The sequence below is a fragment of the Streptococcus sp. V869 genome (assembly GCF_054353515.1).
In genome coordinates this window covers 26,888-42,748 of record NZ_JBTHHW010000002.1, presented here as the reverse complement: position 1 = coordinate 42,748, position 15,861 = coordinate 26,888, and the positions used below count along the sequence as shown (strand labels likewise).

Annotated in this window: 12 protein-coding genes; 10 read left to right on the top strand and 2 right to left on the bottom strand. The window is 39.4% G+C overall.

Annotated features, from left to right (window positions below; genetic code table 11):
• Positions 1 to 38: 38 nt before the first annotated feature.
• From ACXYSN_RS05665 to glmS, 7 genes are all read left to right on the top strand, one after another.
• Complete coding sequence (locus ACXYSN_RS05665) at positions 39 to 833, top strand: FxLYD domain-containing protein (RefSeq protein WP_458636439.1); 795 nt, start codon at positions 39 to 41, stop codon at positions 831 to 833.
• Between the two features lie 332 nt (positions 834 to 1,165).
• Positions 1,166 to 1,663, top strand: coding sequence for a DUF6287 domain-containing protein (locus ACXYSN_RS05660; RefSeq protein ID WP_458636438.1), 498 nt, complete (start codon positions 1,166 to 1,168; stop codon positions 1,661 to 1,663).
• 210 nt (positions 1,664 to 1,873) lie between these two features.
• A complete protein-coding gene (locus ACXYSN_RS05655) occupies positions 1,874 to 2,560 on the top strand; it encodes an XRE family transcriptional regulator (RefSeq protein WP_458636437.1) in 687 nt (228 codons plus the stop codon).
• A gap of 3 nt (positions 2,561 to 2,563) precedes the next feature.
• On the top strand, positions 2,564 to 3,979 hold the full coding sequence (locus ACXYSN_RS05650) for a Y-family DNA polymerase (protein ID WP_458636436.1): 1,416 nt from the start codon (positions 2,564 to 2,566) through the stop codon (positions 3,977 to 3,979).
• Positions 3,976 to 4,338, top strand: coding sequence for a hypothetical protein (locus ACXYSN_RS05645; RefSeq protein ID WP_458636435.1), 363 nt, complete (start codon positions 3,976 to 3,978; stop codon positions 4,336 to 4,338). Before ACXYSN_RS05650 ends, ACXYSN_RS05645 begins: the two co-directional genes overlap by 4 nt.
• Positions 4,331 to 4,621 (top strand): DUF5960 family protein, encoded by a 291-nt coding sequence (locus ACXYSN_RS05640; RefSeq protein WP_458636434.1) that lies wholly within the window; start codon positions 4,331 to 4,333, stop codon positions 4,619 to 4,621. Before ACXYSN_RS05645 ends, ACXYSN_RS05640 begins: the two co-directional genes overlap by 8 nt.
• A 251-nt stretch (positions 4,622 to 4,872) precedes the next feature.
• Positions 4,873 to 6,681 carry a glutamine--fructose-6-phosphate transaminase (isomerizing) gene (gene glmS / locus ACXYSN_RS05635; RefSeq protein WP_458636433.1) on the top strand — a complete coding sequence of 603 codons (1,809 nt, stop codon included), beginning with the start codon at positions 4,873 to 4,875 and terminating at the stop codon, positions 6,679 to 6,681.
• Between the two features lie 34 nt (positions 6,682 to 6,715).
• On the opposite strand, the gene ACXYSN_RS05630 is transcribed toward glmS, so the two are convergent.
• Positions 6,716 to 8,191, bottom strand: a complete 1,476-nt coding sequence (locus tag ACXYSN_RS05630) for a M protein trans-acting positive regulator PRD domain-containing protein (protein ID WP_254736839.1) — start codon at positions 8,189 to 8,191, stop codon at positions 6,716 to 6,718.
• A 157-nt stretch (positions 8,192 to 8,348) separates the two neighbouring features.
• Entirely contained in the window at positions 8,349 to 9,833 is a 1,485-nt protein-coding gene (locus tag ACXYSN_RS05625) for a DUF1846 domain-containing protein (protein WP_458636432.1), read from the bottom strand.
• A gap of 151 nt (positions 9,834 to 9,984) precedes the next feature.
• On the opposite strand from ACXYSN_RS05625, the gene ACXYSN_RS05620 reads away from it, so the two are divergent.
• The 3 genes from ACXYSN_RS05620 to ACXYSN_RS05610 all read left to right on the top strand — a co-directional run bounded on the left by ACXYSN_RS05620 (position 9,985) and on the right by ACXYSN_RS05610 (position 15,849).
• On the top strand, positions 9,985 to 11,595 hold the full coding sequence (locus ACXYSN_RS05620) for a glycoside hydrolase family 13 protein (protein WP_458636431.1): 1,611 nt from the start codon (positions 9,985 to 9,987) through the stop codon (positions 11,593 to 11,595).
• 168 nt (positions 11,596 to 11,763) lie between these two features.
• A complete protein-coding gene (locus ACXYSN_RS05615) occupies positions 11,764 to 13,731 on the top strand; it encodes a peptide ABC transporter substrate-binding protein (RefSeq protein WP_458636430.1) in 1,968 nt (655 codons plus the stop codon).
• Between the two features lie 159 nt (positions 13,732 to 13,890).
• Entirely contained in the window at positions 13,891 to 15,849 is a 1,959-nt protein-coding gene (locus tag ACXYSN_RS05610) for a peptide ABC transporter substrate-binding protein (protein WP_458636429.1), read from the top strand.
• Positions 15,850 to 15,861 lie beyond the last annotated feature (12 nt).

Sequence of the window (15,861 nt, the reverse complement as noted above, 5' to 3'; positions counted from 1 at the left end):
TGTTATAATAGAAAAAAGACAGAAATGAGAGATTGAGTGTGGGGAAAAAACTATTAGGTGTAGTTTCAATACTTCTACTAATGCTTTTGCTTATATTTAATGCAAGTAAAAACAACAATAATACCTATGATAATGAATTTCTAACTTCGTTAGCAAAAGGGTTAGATAAACGTTGGGAGGTTGTTGACAAAAGGGAGTATGATAAAGAATCACTAAAAAACTATAGAACCTATGTGGATTATGAACTAAATGAACTTAAGAAATATAAAAATCGAGAGTTTGAAAATCCTGAGTTAAAGAAACTAGCTGACACCTATATTGATGTCCTTAAGAATGAAAAGGAAACGACAACAAATCGAAAATATCTGGATAGTATCTTTAGACGCGAGTGGAATAAACTCCAACATAAACGTTATGAATTACTTTTAGATATTAATTCAATAAGTGAAATCCCTGTTCAAGATAAAAATAGTTTAAATGATATATTGAGGTCCGGTGAAGCTGTTAAAGAATTTAATAGAGTTTACGGAATATTAGTAGATACGTTTGATGCAAAAAACTTTGTAGTTGAAGAGGTTGAAGATGGATCAGAAAAAGAGAAACGCTACGTGGGGAATTTTGAAAATACTACAGGCCATCGCATCAATTACATAGATATAAATATTTCTTTTTATGATGAAAATGATAAAATTTATTCTGGTTTTAAGTTTGAAACAAGATATTTATGGGAAAATGGAACTAAACAAAGCTTCGAATTCTCGATTCCAGATTCAGACAAGAGGTTCAAATATTTTAAGGTTAATTTGGGTGAAAACAGTTTTAGGTATAAGTAGGCTTCTTGTTTTATTAGCATAAAAATAATATATTTTCAATAGGTCTTAAGAAAGCTCGTAAAGCATCACAATATAGTAAACGTTCTTCGAAAGAATTACGATACTTACAAAGAGCACCTTTCGGGGTGTTCTTTTTTAATCCTCAATAAGAGAGTTCACCCCAAAAATCACACCACTAGTCTTTGTCTTATACAAATTCTTCCTAGTATCAGTTTGGTATGATATAATTAAATACGAATAATATTAAGGAGTTATAAATGAAAATAGGAAAAGGTATCAATTGGATTTTGATTCTGTTAAGTTGCGTAATTGCTATAGTACTGATAAGTTCTTTGTTCTTCTTTAATCATAAGAAACAAGATGCAGAAGCAGTAAATGCTACAACAGAACAGGTCTCTACTACTAGTACGACAACGACTAGTACAACAACCACTAGTTCAACGACTACTCAAGATAGTGTTACGACTACTGAGGAAAAAATCTCGACACAAGAAGAGCAAACGAATGCTAAATCACAAAAAATAGATGAGCAAGCCATTCTAAATGGAGATTTCTCTACTCTAGTTGGAACGTGGAGAAATGGACTTGGCCAAGAGTTTACATTCGATAAAAATGGATTAGTAAACAGTGGGAACATTGAGAAATCGAGTATAGGTAACGATGGAAGTATTAACTTTAGTGTTAGAACTGGTAATACAGGATTTGGTATGATTATTTATCCTGCGGGGACTACTATGAAGTGGGTAGATTCTGATCCAAGTAAAAATAGGCTTATTGCTGGTCAAGCTGCTCCAACTAGCTCAGAACAAGTTTTTTATAAAGTAGACTAAATGATTAACCATCTCATCAAATTTGAGGTGGTTTTCTTCTTTATTTGTGAGTTGTGATCATGTTATGAAGATGAAGCAAGCGTACTTTGACATTAGATTTTTCCTACTAGACATTCGTCAATTTTTTTTATATAATAAAACTAAACCAAAACGGTTGAGTTTTAAAATAAAGTCAACCTACGATGAAAGCATCACACTAGGAGGTCAACCATGTACCAACCAGAAAAACTCAAGGCTCGGAGAAAAGAGCTAAAACTAACACAGAAAGAGATTGCAGAGCAGCTTGGGATTAGTTTTCAGGCTTATTCAGCCTGGGAGCGTGGAGTCAAGGAACCTTCCGAAGAAAAGGTTAAACAGCTAGAGAAAATCTTAAAAGTACCAAAAGGCTATTTTACTCAAATCGAAATTGTCCGTCTCTATAATAGCCTCTCTAATAAAGGAAAAGAAAAGGTGGTAGTCTATGCTCGCAATTTGGCTCAAGAAGAACAAGCCAAGAAGGTGACTGTCATTTCAGAAAAACTTTTCGAGTATCATGTCTACGAACGCATGTCGGCTGGGATTGGTGCTTCAGTTTATGATGATCGAAACTTTGATACGGTCTATTTCAATGAAGAACTGGCTCACGATTTTGCTTCCTGGGTGTCTGGAGATTCCATGGAACCCAAATATCAAAATGGTTCAGTAGCTCTGATTCGAGAGACCGGATTTGATTATGACGGAGCGGTCTATGCAGTGGTTTGCAATAACCAGACCTATATCAAACGGGTCTACCGAGAAGAAGATGGCTTACGTTTGGTCTCCATCAATCCTAAATACAAGGATATTCACATTTCTTACGAAGAAGATCCGCGGATTGTAGGCATTATCGTGGGTAATTTTGTACCTATGGAGGGATAGTCTATGGGCTACTTTGATTATTCCAGAGAGCCCAAAAGTGATATTGCCTTTGTCGATATGAAGTCCTTTTATGCTAGCGTTGAGTGTGTAGAAAGAGGACTCCATCCCCTCAAAACCTCCCTTTGTGTCATGAGCCGGGCGGATAATTCTGTTGGGCTGATTCTTGCCTCCTCGCCTATGTTTAAAAAGGTTTTTGGGAAAGCAAATGTTGGTCGTGCTTATGACCTGCCCTTTGATATTAAGACGCGTAAATTTTCCTACTACAATGCTAAGAAACAAGGTTTACGGACAGACCCAGTCTATGTGAAATTTATCGAAGATTGGGCTCGGGTGACCGTGATTGTTCCTCCTCGGATGGATAAGTATATCACGGTCAATATGGAAATTCAGCGCATTTTCCAGAATTATGGGAGTCCAGATGATATCTATCCCTACTCTATTGATGAGGGCTTTATCGATTTGACCAGTTCGCTCAATTATTTTGTCCCAGATCAGCAGATTTCTCGTAAAGATAAGCTAGATATGCTTTCGGCTCGTATCCAGAGAGATATCTGGCGGCAGACCGGGATTTACTCGACGGTCGGCATGTCTAACGCTAATCCTCTGCTTGCTAAGTTGGCCTTGGATAATGAAGCCAAGCACACACCGACCATGCGAGCCAATTGGTCTTACCAGGATGTGGAAGACAAGGTCTGGTCCATTCCAAAGATGACCGAATTTTGGGGGATTGGGCATCGGATGGAGAAGCGCTTGAATAGCTTAGAAATCTATTCGATTAAGGAATTAGCCAATAGCAATCCTGATGACCTGAAGAAGGAACTGGGCCAAGTTGGACTTCGCTTGTGGTTTCATGCCAATGGGATTGACGAGAGTAATGTTCATAAGCCCTATAAAGCCAAATCTCACGGCTTGGGCAATTCGCAAATTTTACCGAGAGATTATGTCAAGCAGCGAGACATCGAAATTATCCTTCGAGAGATGGCTGAACAGGTGGCTATCAGGCTTCGACGGGCCAGAAAGAAGACGACAGTTGTGTCTATTCATCTTGGTTTTTCTAAGCAGGAACAAAAACGCTCCATCCATACCCAGATGAAGGTGGAGCCGACCAATAATACCAGTCTTTTGGTCAGCTATGTACTGAAATTATTCCATAGCAAATATACTTATGGAGCCGTTAGGAGTGTTGCTGTCAGTTATTCAGGATTTGTGGACGAATCCTTTGCGTTGATTTCCCTTTTTGATGATGTTGATAAAGTAGAAAAAGAAGAAAGGCTCCAGACTGCCATTGATTCCATTCGAGAACAATTCGGCTTTACTTCCCTTTTGAAGGCGACTGCCTTAGAGGATGCATCGAGAAGTATTGCCAGAAGCAAGCTCATTGGAGGGCACTCTGCTGGAGGATTAGATGGATTAAAATGATTGATCGCTCTTATTTGCCCTTCCAATCCGCGAGGGATTATCAGGATCCAGGCATGCAGAAGTGGATGGGCTTTTTTCTATCGGAGCATACCAGTTCACTCAGTGCAGAAAAAAATCGTGTGGATTTATCGACATATTTGAATTCAGTCGAGAAGTTGTTGCTACTTTCCCAGCTCTACGTTGGACGACTAAAAGGCTCTTTTATGGTCAAGGAAAAAAATCATAAAAGCACGATATTGGGTGAAGTAAGAGAATTATCTCCTCAAGAAATCTCGGTTAGAACGGATGAAGGCTATCGATTAATCAGGCTAGATGATATTCTCACAATCCAACTTTGTCAGGAGGAAGTTGATGACTAGAAAAGAGTTATATGAAAACAAACTGCAGATGGATTATTTTTCAGATGACTACATTCGTTTTGAGGAAGATTTCCAAAAATACTCTGCCATGAATGTACCCTTGACTTTCTTGATTGATGATATTCTACGAACCATGGCTATGAACCAAAAGGACTACTTTGTCTTGAACAAGGAAAATGCCAAGGACGGTGGGGAACATCGGTTTTATTTTAGAGTGAAGATGGAAAAAGATTGTCCACGTACTCGAACCTATACCTATCTTGAACTGGGGCGAAATCATTAGTAAAAATTCTTATCTTAGATATATTTGTTGCAATAATAACACTGCAAATAATTATAATTTCCAGCCGTTCAAGAGCTATTTCTTGAATGGTTTTTTGTTTGTGGTTTGAAAGCAATTGAACTATACCAATTTTTATTCTTGACAAGTGAAAGAAACAAGTATATACTGTTTTTGCTGATTCCGTAAAGCGAGAATTAGACTATACCAATTTCGATAAGGAGAAAGCACAGCTTGCCTGTGTCGTATATACTATGTGTGGAATTGTTGGTGTTGTTGGAAACACAAATGCAACTGATATTTTGATTCAAGGACTTGAAAAACTCGAATACCGTGGCTATGATTCGGCTGGAATTTTTGTTCTAGGTGGTGCTGAAAACCATTTGGTCAAGGCTGTTGGTCGTATTGCAGAATTGTCTGCTAAAACTGCTGGCGTTGAGGGAACAACTGGTATCGGACATACTCGTTGGGCCACTCATGGTAAACCAACAGAAGATAACGCTCACCCACATCGCTCTGAGACAGGACGTTTTGTCTTGGTCCACAATGGGGTGATCGAAAACTATCTTGAAATTAAGGAAGAATACCTTGCAGGTCATCACTTTAAGGGACAAACAGATACAGAAATCGCCGTTCACTTGATTGGAAAATTTGCGGAAGAAGACGGCTTGTCAGTACTTGAAGCCTTCAAAAAAGCCCTTCACATCATCCGTGGTTCTTATGCCTTTGCCTTGATTGACTCTCAAAATCCAGATGTCATCTATGTGGCTAAGAATAAATCACCACTTTTGATTGGTCTTGGAGATGGCTACAACATGGTTTGCTCAGATGCCATGGCTATGATTCGTGAAACCAACCAATACATGGAAATCCATGACCAAGAGTTGGTTATCGTCAAGGCTGATAGTGTTGAAGTGCAAGACTATGATGGCAATCGTCGTGAGCGTGCTAGCTACACTGCGGAGCTAGACTTGTCAGATATCGGTAAGGGAACTTACCCTTACTACATGCTTAAGGAAATCGATGAGCAACCAACGGTGATGCGTAAGTTGATCCAAGCCTATACAGATGAGGCTGGTCAAGTAGTGGTGGATTCAGCTATCATCAAGGCTGTTCAAGATGCAGACCGCATCTACATTCTTGCGGCTGGAACATCTTACCATGCAGGATTTGCTTCTAAGAAGATGTTGGAAGAATTGACAGATACGCCAGTTGAACTCGGTATTTCATCTGAGTGGGGCTATGGGATGCCACTTCTCAGCAAGAAACCACTTTTCATCTTTATCAGCCAATCTGGTGAAACAGCTGATAGCCGTCAGGTTTTGGTCAAGGCCAATGAAATGGGAATCCCAAGCTTAACAGTTACAAACGTGCCTGGTTCAACTCTGTCACGTGAAGCCAACCATACTATGCTTCTTCATGCAGGTCCTGAAATTGCCGTAGCATCAACTAAGGCTTATACAGCACAAATCGCAGCCCTGGCCTTCCTTGCGAAAGCGGTTGGTGAAGCAAATGGCAACGAAAAAGCTCAAGCCTTTGACTTGGTTCATGAGTTGTCTATCGTGGCTCAGTCTATCGAATCAACCCTTTCAGAGAAAGAATTGATTGACGCTAAGGTTCGTGACCTTCTTGAAACAACACGCAACGCCTTTTACATCGGACGTGGTCAAGATTACTATGTAGCCATGGAAGCCAGTCTCAAGCTCAAAGAGATTTCTTACATCCAATGTGAAGGTTTTGCGGCTGGAGAGCTCAAGCACGGAACCATTGCCTTGATTGAAGATGGAACACCTGTTTTGGCCCTCTTATCAGACCCAGTTCTTGCCAACCACACTCGCGGAAATATCCAAGAAGTGGCAGCGCGTGGTGCTAAGGTCCTTACTATCGCTGAGGAAAATGTTGCAAAAGATACAGACGATATCGTTCTTACGACCGTACACCCTTACCTCTCACCAATCTCAATGGTCGTACCAACACAATTAGTCGCTTACTTTGCAACCCTACACCGTGGACTCGATGTGGACAAACCACGTAACCTTGCTAAATCAGTAACAGTAGAATAATAAAAAAAGTCTAGTTAAACTAGACTTTTTTTTATTATAAATCTTGCATAGAAATCTTATTGAGTTCATTGACTACTTGCAGGATAGATAGTCGACTGATATTGATGACGAGCATGTCTTCGAGACCTTTGATGTCGAAATTAGTGATGATAGCATCATAGTCGCTATCTAATATTTCTTCAATATTAAGAGTTTCCTTATCCCAAGTTTCATACTGGATGTTATTTGAAGTATGGAATTCGTAGAGGGATATCAAGAACTGTGGATGGGCAAAATCATACTCACTTAGGACTAAGACTTTGACTTTCTTTTTATGTTCAAACAATTGATCTGTAAGACCCTCGGCGTGAGTAAAGAGGGTGTAGATCAGGTGAGAAAGGGCCGGAGTTTTCTCCTTTTGTCCCATAATACTCTTGTATCGCATCATTTCAAAGACGGTTGCTTCATAAAATTTAGGGAAGAATTTTTTAATCTTTCCAAGCGTGTAATCTTTGTTTTGTGAAATGATTGATTCGGAGTTGATTTCTCTTCGCTCGAGCAAGGCAGTATTGTGTAAGTTCCAAATCAAGGTATCAGTATTTGAAAATTGAACACCAAATCTTCGAGTCAAGTTGTCTAGAATGTCTCGTGCAGCATGGTAGGAACGATCCACTTGTTCGTAAGACTGACGGGCAGCTAGGAAATCTTCAACTGTAAAGAAGAGAGCAGGTTCTGCAAAAGGGCTAAAAATCTGATTGAGGTTCTCTGGTGTAATTTCAACATTGAGGCCTTGGGCCAATTCTTGCAGTTGCTGTTGGAAATCATCAAGCTGGTCGTAGATTGGGCTCAACCAAGAAGTACTTTGTTTTGGCAAACGAACAAAATAGCCTCTCTTCATTCGGTGCAAATCGACTGTAGCCTGCGTTCGGATTTGGTAGAGATTTTGATATTTTGCAGGGAATTTTGCTAAATTGATAAAGAAAGAAACAAAGTTATCAATATCTACTTCTTTGATTTCTGTGAAAGGCCACTCTAAAAAGCTATAGGCTTCGTGGAAATATTGGGAGAAGAAAAAACGAATATCTTTTTCGTCTCCAATGATAGAAATAGGAGTTACCTTCAGCTTAAAGCGATAGGTCCCGTCAAGTATCTTGTTAATATCTGCAACCTTCTTTCGTAAGGACGGAAGTGAGATATCTAGAGTTTCAGAAAGATGTTCATAGGTAAAGGGACTGTCTAGGAGGAAAAAGGCCTTTAAAATTTGAAAATAATCAGATGTTTGTAAAAAATATTGGTAGATTCGCTCGATGCCATTATTCTGGACATTGACCATCATAATCCCTGCAGTTGAGTGTCTGATATCAAAGTCAGGAAAGATTTCACGTAATTCCTTGATATCACTCTTAATAATCCGAGCATTGTAGCCAATGATTTTAGATAAATCATCAAGATAAATCCAGTCGGGATTTTCAAACAAATATTCTAAAATCTTTAATTGTCTTTGCTCTTTTTGACTGAGTAATTCTCTCATTTTTAATAAACTCCCGAAGTAATGTTAGAATAATTAGAAAAAAAGATAATCGTAGATTGCCAGAGTTCTTATATAAAATAAAGTCACCCCTTAAGAGAGATTTGAAATCTATCGAAGAGGGGTGATACTTGGTAAGAAGTTTCTACTAGTCTTCAATCTACTTACGATATAAACGATCGTATTGGTAGTAAGGATCAAATGTTACGTTGATTCCAAGTTTACGAAGGACGTTCTTGTCTTCATCCGTTAAGATAATTGTAGAATGAGCTTCGCTTCCTTTGAGATTTCCGAGTTCTTTCATGGCACGATCTGCATCAGGATTTTGCATAGCTGTGATGGCAAGTGCAATGAGAATTTCGTTAGAATGAAGACGTGGATTGCGACTACCCAAGTGATTGATTTTCAATCCTTGGATTGGTTTCACCACTTCTGGTTCAATTAATTTTGTTTCTGCATCGATATTTGCTGACTTCTTGATAGCATTGATCAAGGCAGCAGCTGTTGGGCCGAAGAGTTCGGAGTTCTTACCTGTAACGATTTCACCAGATGGTAATTCAAGAGCCAGAGCAGGTCCATCTGTTTCTTCAGCTTTTTGTCGAGCGGCTACAGCTACCTTACGGTCAGCTGGTGTGATACCGAGATCGTTCATAAGAAGTTCGATTTTCTTGACAGCAGACTCAGCAACTTTTTCAGCCTTAAAGTCGAGAACTGTTTGATAGTAGCGACGGATAATTTCTTGTTTAGATGCTTCAATTGCAGCGTCATTATCAGTAATTGCAAAACCAACCATATTTACACCCATGTCAGTTGGAGATGCATAAGGAGATTCACCCAAGATACGTTCTAGCATACGCTTAAGGACAGGGAAAATCTCGATATCGCGGTTGTAGTTGACTGTTGTTTCTCCGTAAGTTTGGAGATGAAATGGGTCAATCATATTAACGTCATCTAGGTCTGCTGTGGCAGCTTCATAAGCTAAGTTGACTGGATGATGGAGAGGGAGATTCCAGACTGGGAAAGTTTCAAATTTAGCATAACCAGACTTGATACCATTTAGTTGGTCGTGGTACATGTTAGACATACAAGTTGCCAACTTACCTGACCCAGGTCCAGGAGCTGTAACGACAATCAAATTGCGACTAGTTTTGATGTAGTCGTTTTTCCCCATACCTTCTGGAGAGATGATGTGATCCATATCTGTCGGATATCCTTTGATTGGGTAGTGAAGATAAGAGTCGATACCGTTTTTAGCTAATTGATTGCGGAAAGCATCTGCTGCAGGTTGGCCAGCATATTGAGTGATAACAACTGAACCTACAAAGATACCGAGCTCGTTGAATTTATCAATCAAACGAAGCACTTCTTGGTCATAAGAAATGCCCAAGTCTCCACGAGCTTTTGAGTGTTCGATATTGCTAGCGTTAATAGCGATAACAACCTCAACTTGCTTTTTCAACTCTTGCAAGAGTTTAATTTTGTTGTCTGGTTCATAACCAGGAAGTACGCGAGCGGCATGGAAATCTTCCAGCATCTTGCCTCCAAACTCCAAGTAGAGCTTGCCATCAAATTGATTGATACGCTCCAAAATATGGTCGCGTTGTAAATTTAGATATTTTTCAGAACTGAAAGCTTGTTTTTTCATTTTTTTACCTCTATTTTCTATTATATAAAAAAATTAGAAGATTAGAAACTAGAGAGTCGCAAAAGTGAGAAAAAAAGATGAAGCAAACGCTTGCATAAAAATGATAAAAAGTCTATGATGGAATAAAGTGAATATTAAAAGAGGTAAAAAGATGCAAGAAAAATGGTGGCATAACGCAGTCGTCTATCAAGTTTATCCAAAAAGTTTTAAGGATAGCAATGGAGATGGGATTGGTGATTTGCCTGGGATTACTAGTAAGCTTGACTATCTAGCTAAACTAGGGATTACAGCAATCTGGCTTTCTCCTGTTTATGACAGTCCTATGGACGATAATGGTTATGATATTGCCAATTATCAAGATATTGCGGACATCTTTGGAACCATGGAGGACATGGATGAGCTGATTGCTGAGGCTAAAAAACGAGATATCCGAATCATTATGGATTTGGTGGTCAATCATACATCAGATGAGCATGCTTGGTTTATCGAAGCTTGTGAAAATCCTGATAGTCCTGAGCGAGACTACTATATCTGGCGGGATGAACCTAACGAACTTGAGTCTATTTTTAGTGGTTCTGCCTGGCAATATGACGAAAAGTCTGGTCAATACTATCTCCACTTTTTCAGTAAGAAGCAGCCAGACCTCAACTGGGAAAATGAAGAACTCCGACAAAAAATCTATGAGATGATGAACTTCTGGATTGATAGGGGAATCGGTGGTTTCCGTATGGACGTAATCGATATGATCGGAAAGATTCCGGATGAGAAAGTTGTAAATAATGGTCCCATGTTGCACCCTTATCTCAAGGAAATGAATCAAGCTACTTTCGGCGATAAAGAGCTCTTGACAGTAGGGGAAACTTGGGGAGCAACACCAGAGATCGCTAAACTCTATTCAGATCCTAAAGGACAAGAACTGTCTATGGTCTTCCAGTTTGAACATATCTGTCTTCAGTATCAGGAAGGGCAACCTAAGTGGCAGTACCAAAAAGAGCTAAATGTTGGGAAGTTAAAAGAGATTTTCAACAAATGGCAGACAGAGTTGGGAGTTGAAGATGGCTGGAATTCACTTTTCTGGAACAATCATGACCTCCCTCGTATTGTCTCTATCTGGGGAAATGACCAAGAATACCGTGAAAAATCTGCCAAAGCGTATGCCATCTTGCTTCATCTCATGAGAGGGACGCCTTATATCTACCAAGGGGAAGAAATCGGGATGACCAATTTCCCGTTTGAAAGCTTGGATCAAGTAGAGGATATTGAATCCCTCAACTATGCGCGTGAAGCTCTTGAAAAAGGTGTTCCAATGGAAGCAATCATGGATAGCATTCGTGTGATTGGACGAGACAATGCCCGTACCCCAATGCAGTGGAATGGGACAAAAAATGCTGGTTTCTCAGATGGTCAACCTTGGCTTGCAGTCAATCCAAACTATGCGAAGATAAATGTAGAAGAAGCTTTAGCAAATCCAGAATCAATCTTTTACACTTATCAAAAACTGGTAGAAATTCGTAAGGAAAATAGCTGGTTGATTCGTGCTGACTTTGAACTTCTTGATACGGCTGAAAAAGTCTTTGCTTATATCCGTAAGGATGGAGACCGTCGTTTCCTAGTTGTGGCCAATTTGTCCAACCAAAAGCAAGAGTTTGCAGTAGAAGAGTCAGTTAAGTCTAACTTGATTGAAAATACCTCAGTAGAAAAAGTTTTAGCTACACAGACCTTGGCTCCATGGGATGCCTTCTGTGTCGAACTAGCTGATTAAAACCAGAAACTCAAGTATCTAAGATGCTTGAGTTTTTTTCTAAAATAAGTGTAGAAATTTCTTTAAAAAATATTAGTTTGAATTTTCTAAAAAATTCCATGAAAATCCTTGCTTTTATATAAAAATAGGGTATAATGGTGAAAAATAGCATTTTAAAGGAGAATACCGATGAAATCGAAAAAGTGGCTTGCAATAGCAGGGATAACGATGAGCGCAGCTCTACTTTTAGCGGCTTGTAACAAGGCTGAGAAAAAAGCAGATGCTCCGACAACATTTTCATACGTATATGCCATCGATCCGACAACATTGGACTATAGCATTACTAGTAAAAGTTCAACATCAGACGTCATCGCCAACTTGGTTGACGGACTTTTGGAAAATGACAAATACGGGAACTTGATTCCGTCGCTTGCTGAAGACTGGTCTGTTTCACAGGATGGTTTGACCTACACCTACAAGCTACGTAAAGGTGTCAAATGGTATACTTCAGAAGGAGAAGAGTATGCTGAAGTCAAAGCCCAAGACTTTGTGACTGGCTTGAAGCATGCTGCAGATGGGAAATCAGATGGCTTAACACTTATCCAAGACTCTATCAAAGGTTTGGCAGAGTATGTTAGCGGTGAGACAAATGACTTCTCGACAGTCGGTGTCAAAGCAGTGGACGATTATACAGTTGAGTATACCTTGAACAAGCCAGAAAGTTTCTGGAATTCTAAGGTGACAACGGCGACCATGCTCCCGGTTAATGAAGAATTCCTTAATTCTCAAGGGAAGGATTACGGAGCAGCAGCTCCTTCAGGTATTCTCTACAACGGTCCATATATTTTGAAGAACTTCACTTCAAAATCAGTGATTGAGTACGAAAAGAATCCAAACTACTGGGACAAGGACAATGTTAAGATTGACCACGTCAAATTGACTTTCTACGACGGTTCTGACCAAGAATCATTGATCCGTAGCTTTGCGTCAGGCTCATATACAACAGCTCGCCTCTTCCCAACTAGTTCAAGTTTTGACTCAACTAAGAAAGAATACGGCGATAAGATTGTTTATAGTCCTCAAGAAGCGACAAGCTATTACTTTACTTTCAACGTAAATCGTCAGTCTTATAATAAAACAGCCAAGACAGATGAAGCTCAAAAAACTTCAACTAAAGAAGCCCTTCTCAATAAAAACTTCCGTCAAGCTATCAACTTTGCTCTAGACCGTCATGCCTACTCTGCACAGATGAATGGTGAAGAAGGTGCAGACAAGATTATCCGTACTAGCCTTGTGCCTTATGACTATGTACAGGTCGGTGAAAAGACCTTCGGTGAATTGGCGCAAGAACAATTGGTAACATACGGAGATCAATGGAAAGATGTTGCTTTGACAGATGGTAAGGATACTCTTTACAATCCAACAAAAGCAAAGGCCGCCCTTGAAAAAGCAAAAACAGAATTGCAAGCCAAAGGTGTAACCTTCCCAATCCATTTGGATATTCCAGTTGAACAGACAGATGTTATTGCTGTGCAACAAACCAACTCTCTCAAACAGTCTGTCGAAGCAGCGCTTGGAAGTGAAAATGTTGTTATCGATGTACTTCAAATGACTGACAATGAGAAAATGAGTATCACATCTCAAGCCAAAGTGCCTTCTCAAAAGGACTATGACTTGAATGGAACTGGATGGGGGCCAGACTATCAAGATCCGGCAACCTACCTCAATATCTTAGATGCTAAGAAGGGTTCTGCTCTTAAACACTTGGGTATTACAAAAGGTAAAGATCCAGAAGTCATGGCTCAAGTTGGACTTGATGAGTATAAGAAACTTTTGGATGATGCAGCATCAGAAACAGGTGATCTTAACAAACGCTATGAAAAATATGCCAAAGCACAAGCTTGGGTATCAGATAGCTCACTTCTTATCCCTGTAGCTTCTTCAGGTGGTTCTCCGACAGTTAGCCGTACAGTGCCATTCACAAAAGCATACTCTCAAGTTGGTATCAAGGGAGATCCATTTGTATTCAAAGGCTTAGAATTGCAAGATGATATTGTAACTGCTAAAGAATACGAAGAAGCTCTCAAGAAATGGCAAAAAGAAAAAATCGAAACAAATGCCAAATACCAAAAAGAGCTAGCCAATCACGTTAAATAATTTTTGACTATCCATAAAGAAATCTTGTTTTTAGCAGGATTTCTTTCTTTTTTTTCGATTGCAAATAAGAGGTCGAATAGTATATAACTTTACTTTTAGGCTAAAATTTGATAAAATAGTTACATGTCATAAAACCTAACATACAAGGAGAAATGAAACATGAAGCTTAAAAAACGTTTGATTGGAGGGGGGTTGACGCTTGCTGCTGCGGTTCTATTGACAGCCTGTGGCCAGTCAGCATCAGACGGCAAGACATACTCGTCTACCTTTGGTGCAGATCCGACAACCTTTAACTATCTCTTGGATTACGCTGGTGATAACACTGCCATTGTAACCAACTTGGTAGATGGTTTGCTTGAAAATGATAACTACGGGAACCTCATTCCATCCCTTGCAAAAGAGTGGAGTGTTTCTAAAGACGGTTTAACTTATACCTACAAACTCCGTGAAGATGCTAAGTGGTATACTTCAGATGGAGAAGAGTATGCTCCTGTTAAAGCGCAAGACTTTGTAACTGGTATCAAGTACGCTGCTGATAACAAGGGTCAAGCTCTGGATTTGATTCAAAACTCTATCAAAGGTTTGGATGATTATGTAACAGGTGCCAATACAGACTTTTCAAATGTTGGTGTAAAAGCCTTAGATGATTACACAGTCGAGTATACTTTGACACGTCCAGAGCCATTCTGGAACTCTAAGACAACTAACAGTATCTTGTTCCCTGTAAACGAAGAATTCCTTGCTTCTAAAGGAAAAGACTTCGGAACTCTGAAACCAGATAGTATTCTTTATAGTGGACCATATTTGTTAAAAGATTTTACATCTAAGTCTTCTATCGAGTATGTGAAAAACCCACATTACTATGACCAAGAAAAGGTAACGATTGAAAAGGTAAAATTGGCCTACTTTGATGGCTCAGACCAAGACTTGACGATCCGAAACTTTGAAAGTGGCGCATACTCATCTGCAGGTGTTTATCCAAATAGTTCAAACTTTGCTAAGACAAAGGAAAAATACAAGGACAATATCGTTTATAGTTTGCAAGATGCGACATCTTGGTACTATAACTTTAACGTCAACCGCGGTGCTTATAACCACACTGCAAAAACAAGCGATGAACAAAAACAAGCAACTCAAGCTGCAGTTTTGAATAAAAACTTCCGTCAGGCAATCAACTTCGCCATTGATCGTACAGCTTATTCAGCCCAATCAAACGGTGAAGAAGCAGCTAAGAACACTCTTCGTAACACACTTGTGCCACCGACTTTTGTACAAGTTGGAGACAAGACTTTTGGTGAAACAGTTGCTTCTAAATTGGTCAACTATGGTACACAATGGTCAAATATGAATCTTGAAGATGCTCAAGATGGTTATTTCAACAAAGAAAAAGCACAAGCTAAGTTTGCAGAAGCTAAAAAAGAATTAGAAGCTCAAGGTGTGAGCTTCCCAATTCATTTGGATTTGCCTGTAGACCAAGTTAACAAGACTTTGCTTTCAGGTACAAACTCCATCAAGCAATCAATCGAATCAACACTTGGTTCTGAAAATGTAGTGGTTGATGTTATCCAATTATCGACAGATGATTATACAAATGCAACAGCTCAAGCGCCAACTCCAGCAGATCATGACTATGATTTGAATTTGGATGGATGGTCAGCTGACTATCAAGACCCTTCAACTTACCTCAATCCTTTCAACTCTGAGGACGGTTTCTATCTCAAAATTTTGGGACTTGATCCAAGTAAGGATGCAAACAAGATTACTAGTTTAGGTTTGGACCAATATACTCAAAAATTAAAAACAGCAGATGCAGAAAATACAGACGTAGCGAAACGCTATGAAAACTATGCAGATGCACAAGCTTGGTTGATTGATAGTTCCCTTCTAATCCCAGTTGTATCAAATGGTGGTGGTGCTTCGGTGACACGTGTGACACCATTTACACGTGCTTACTCACTAGTTGGTATCAAAGGAACTGGAAGTAACTACAAGTACATGAGATTGCAGACAGATGTCGTTACAAGCTCTCAATTTGCTGAAGCCAAGGCTAAATGGGAACAGGAACGTAAAAATTCTGTCGAAAAGAGTCAAAAAGAATTTGAAAGCCACGTTAAATAACAAAAAATAGAG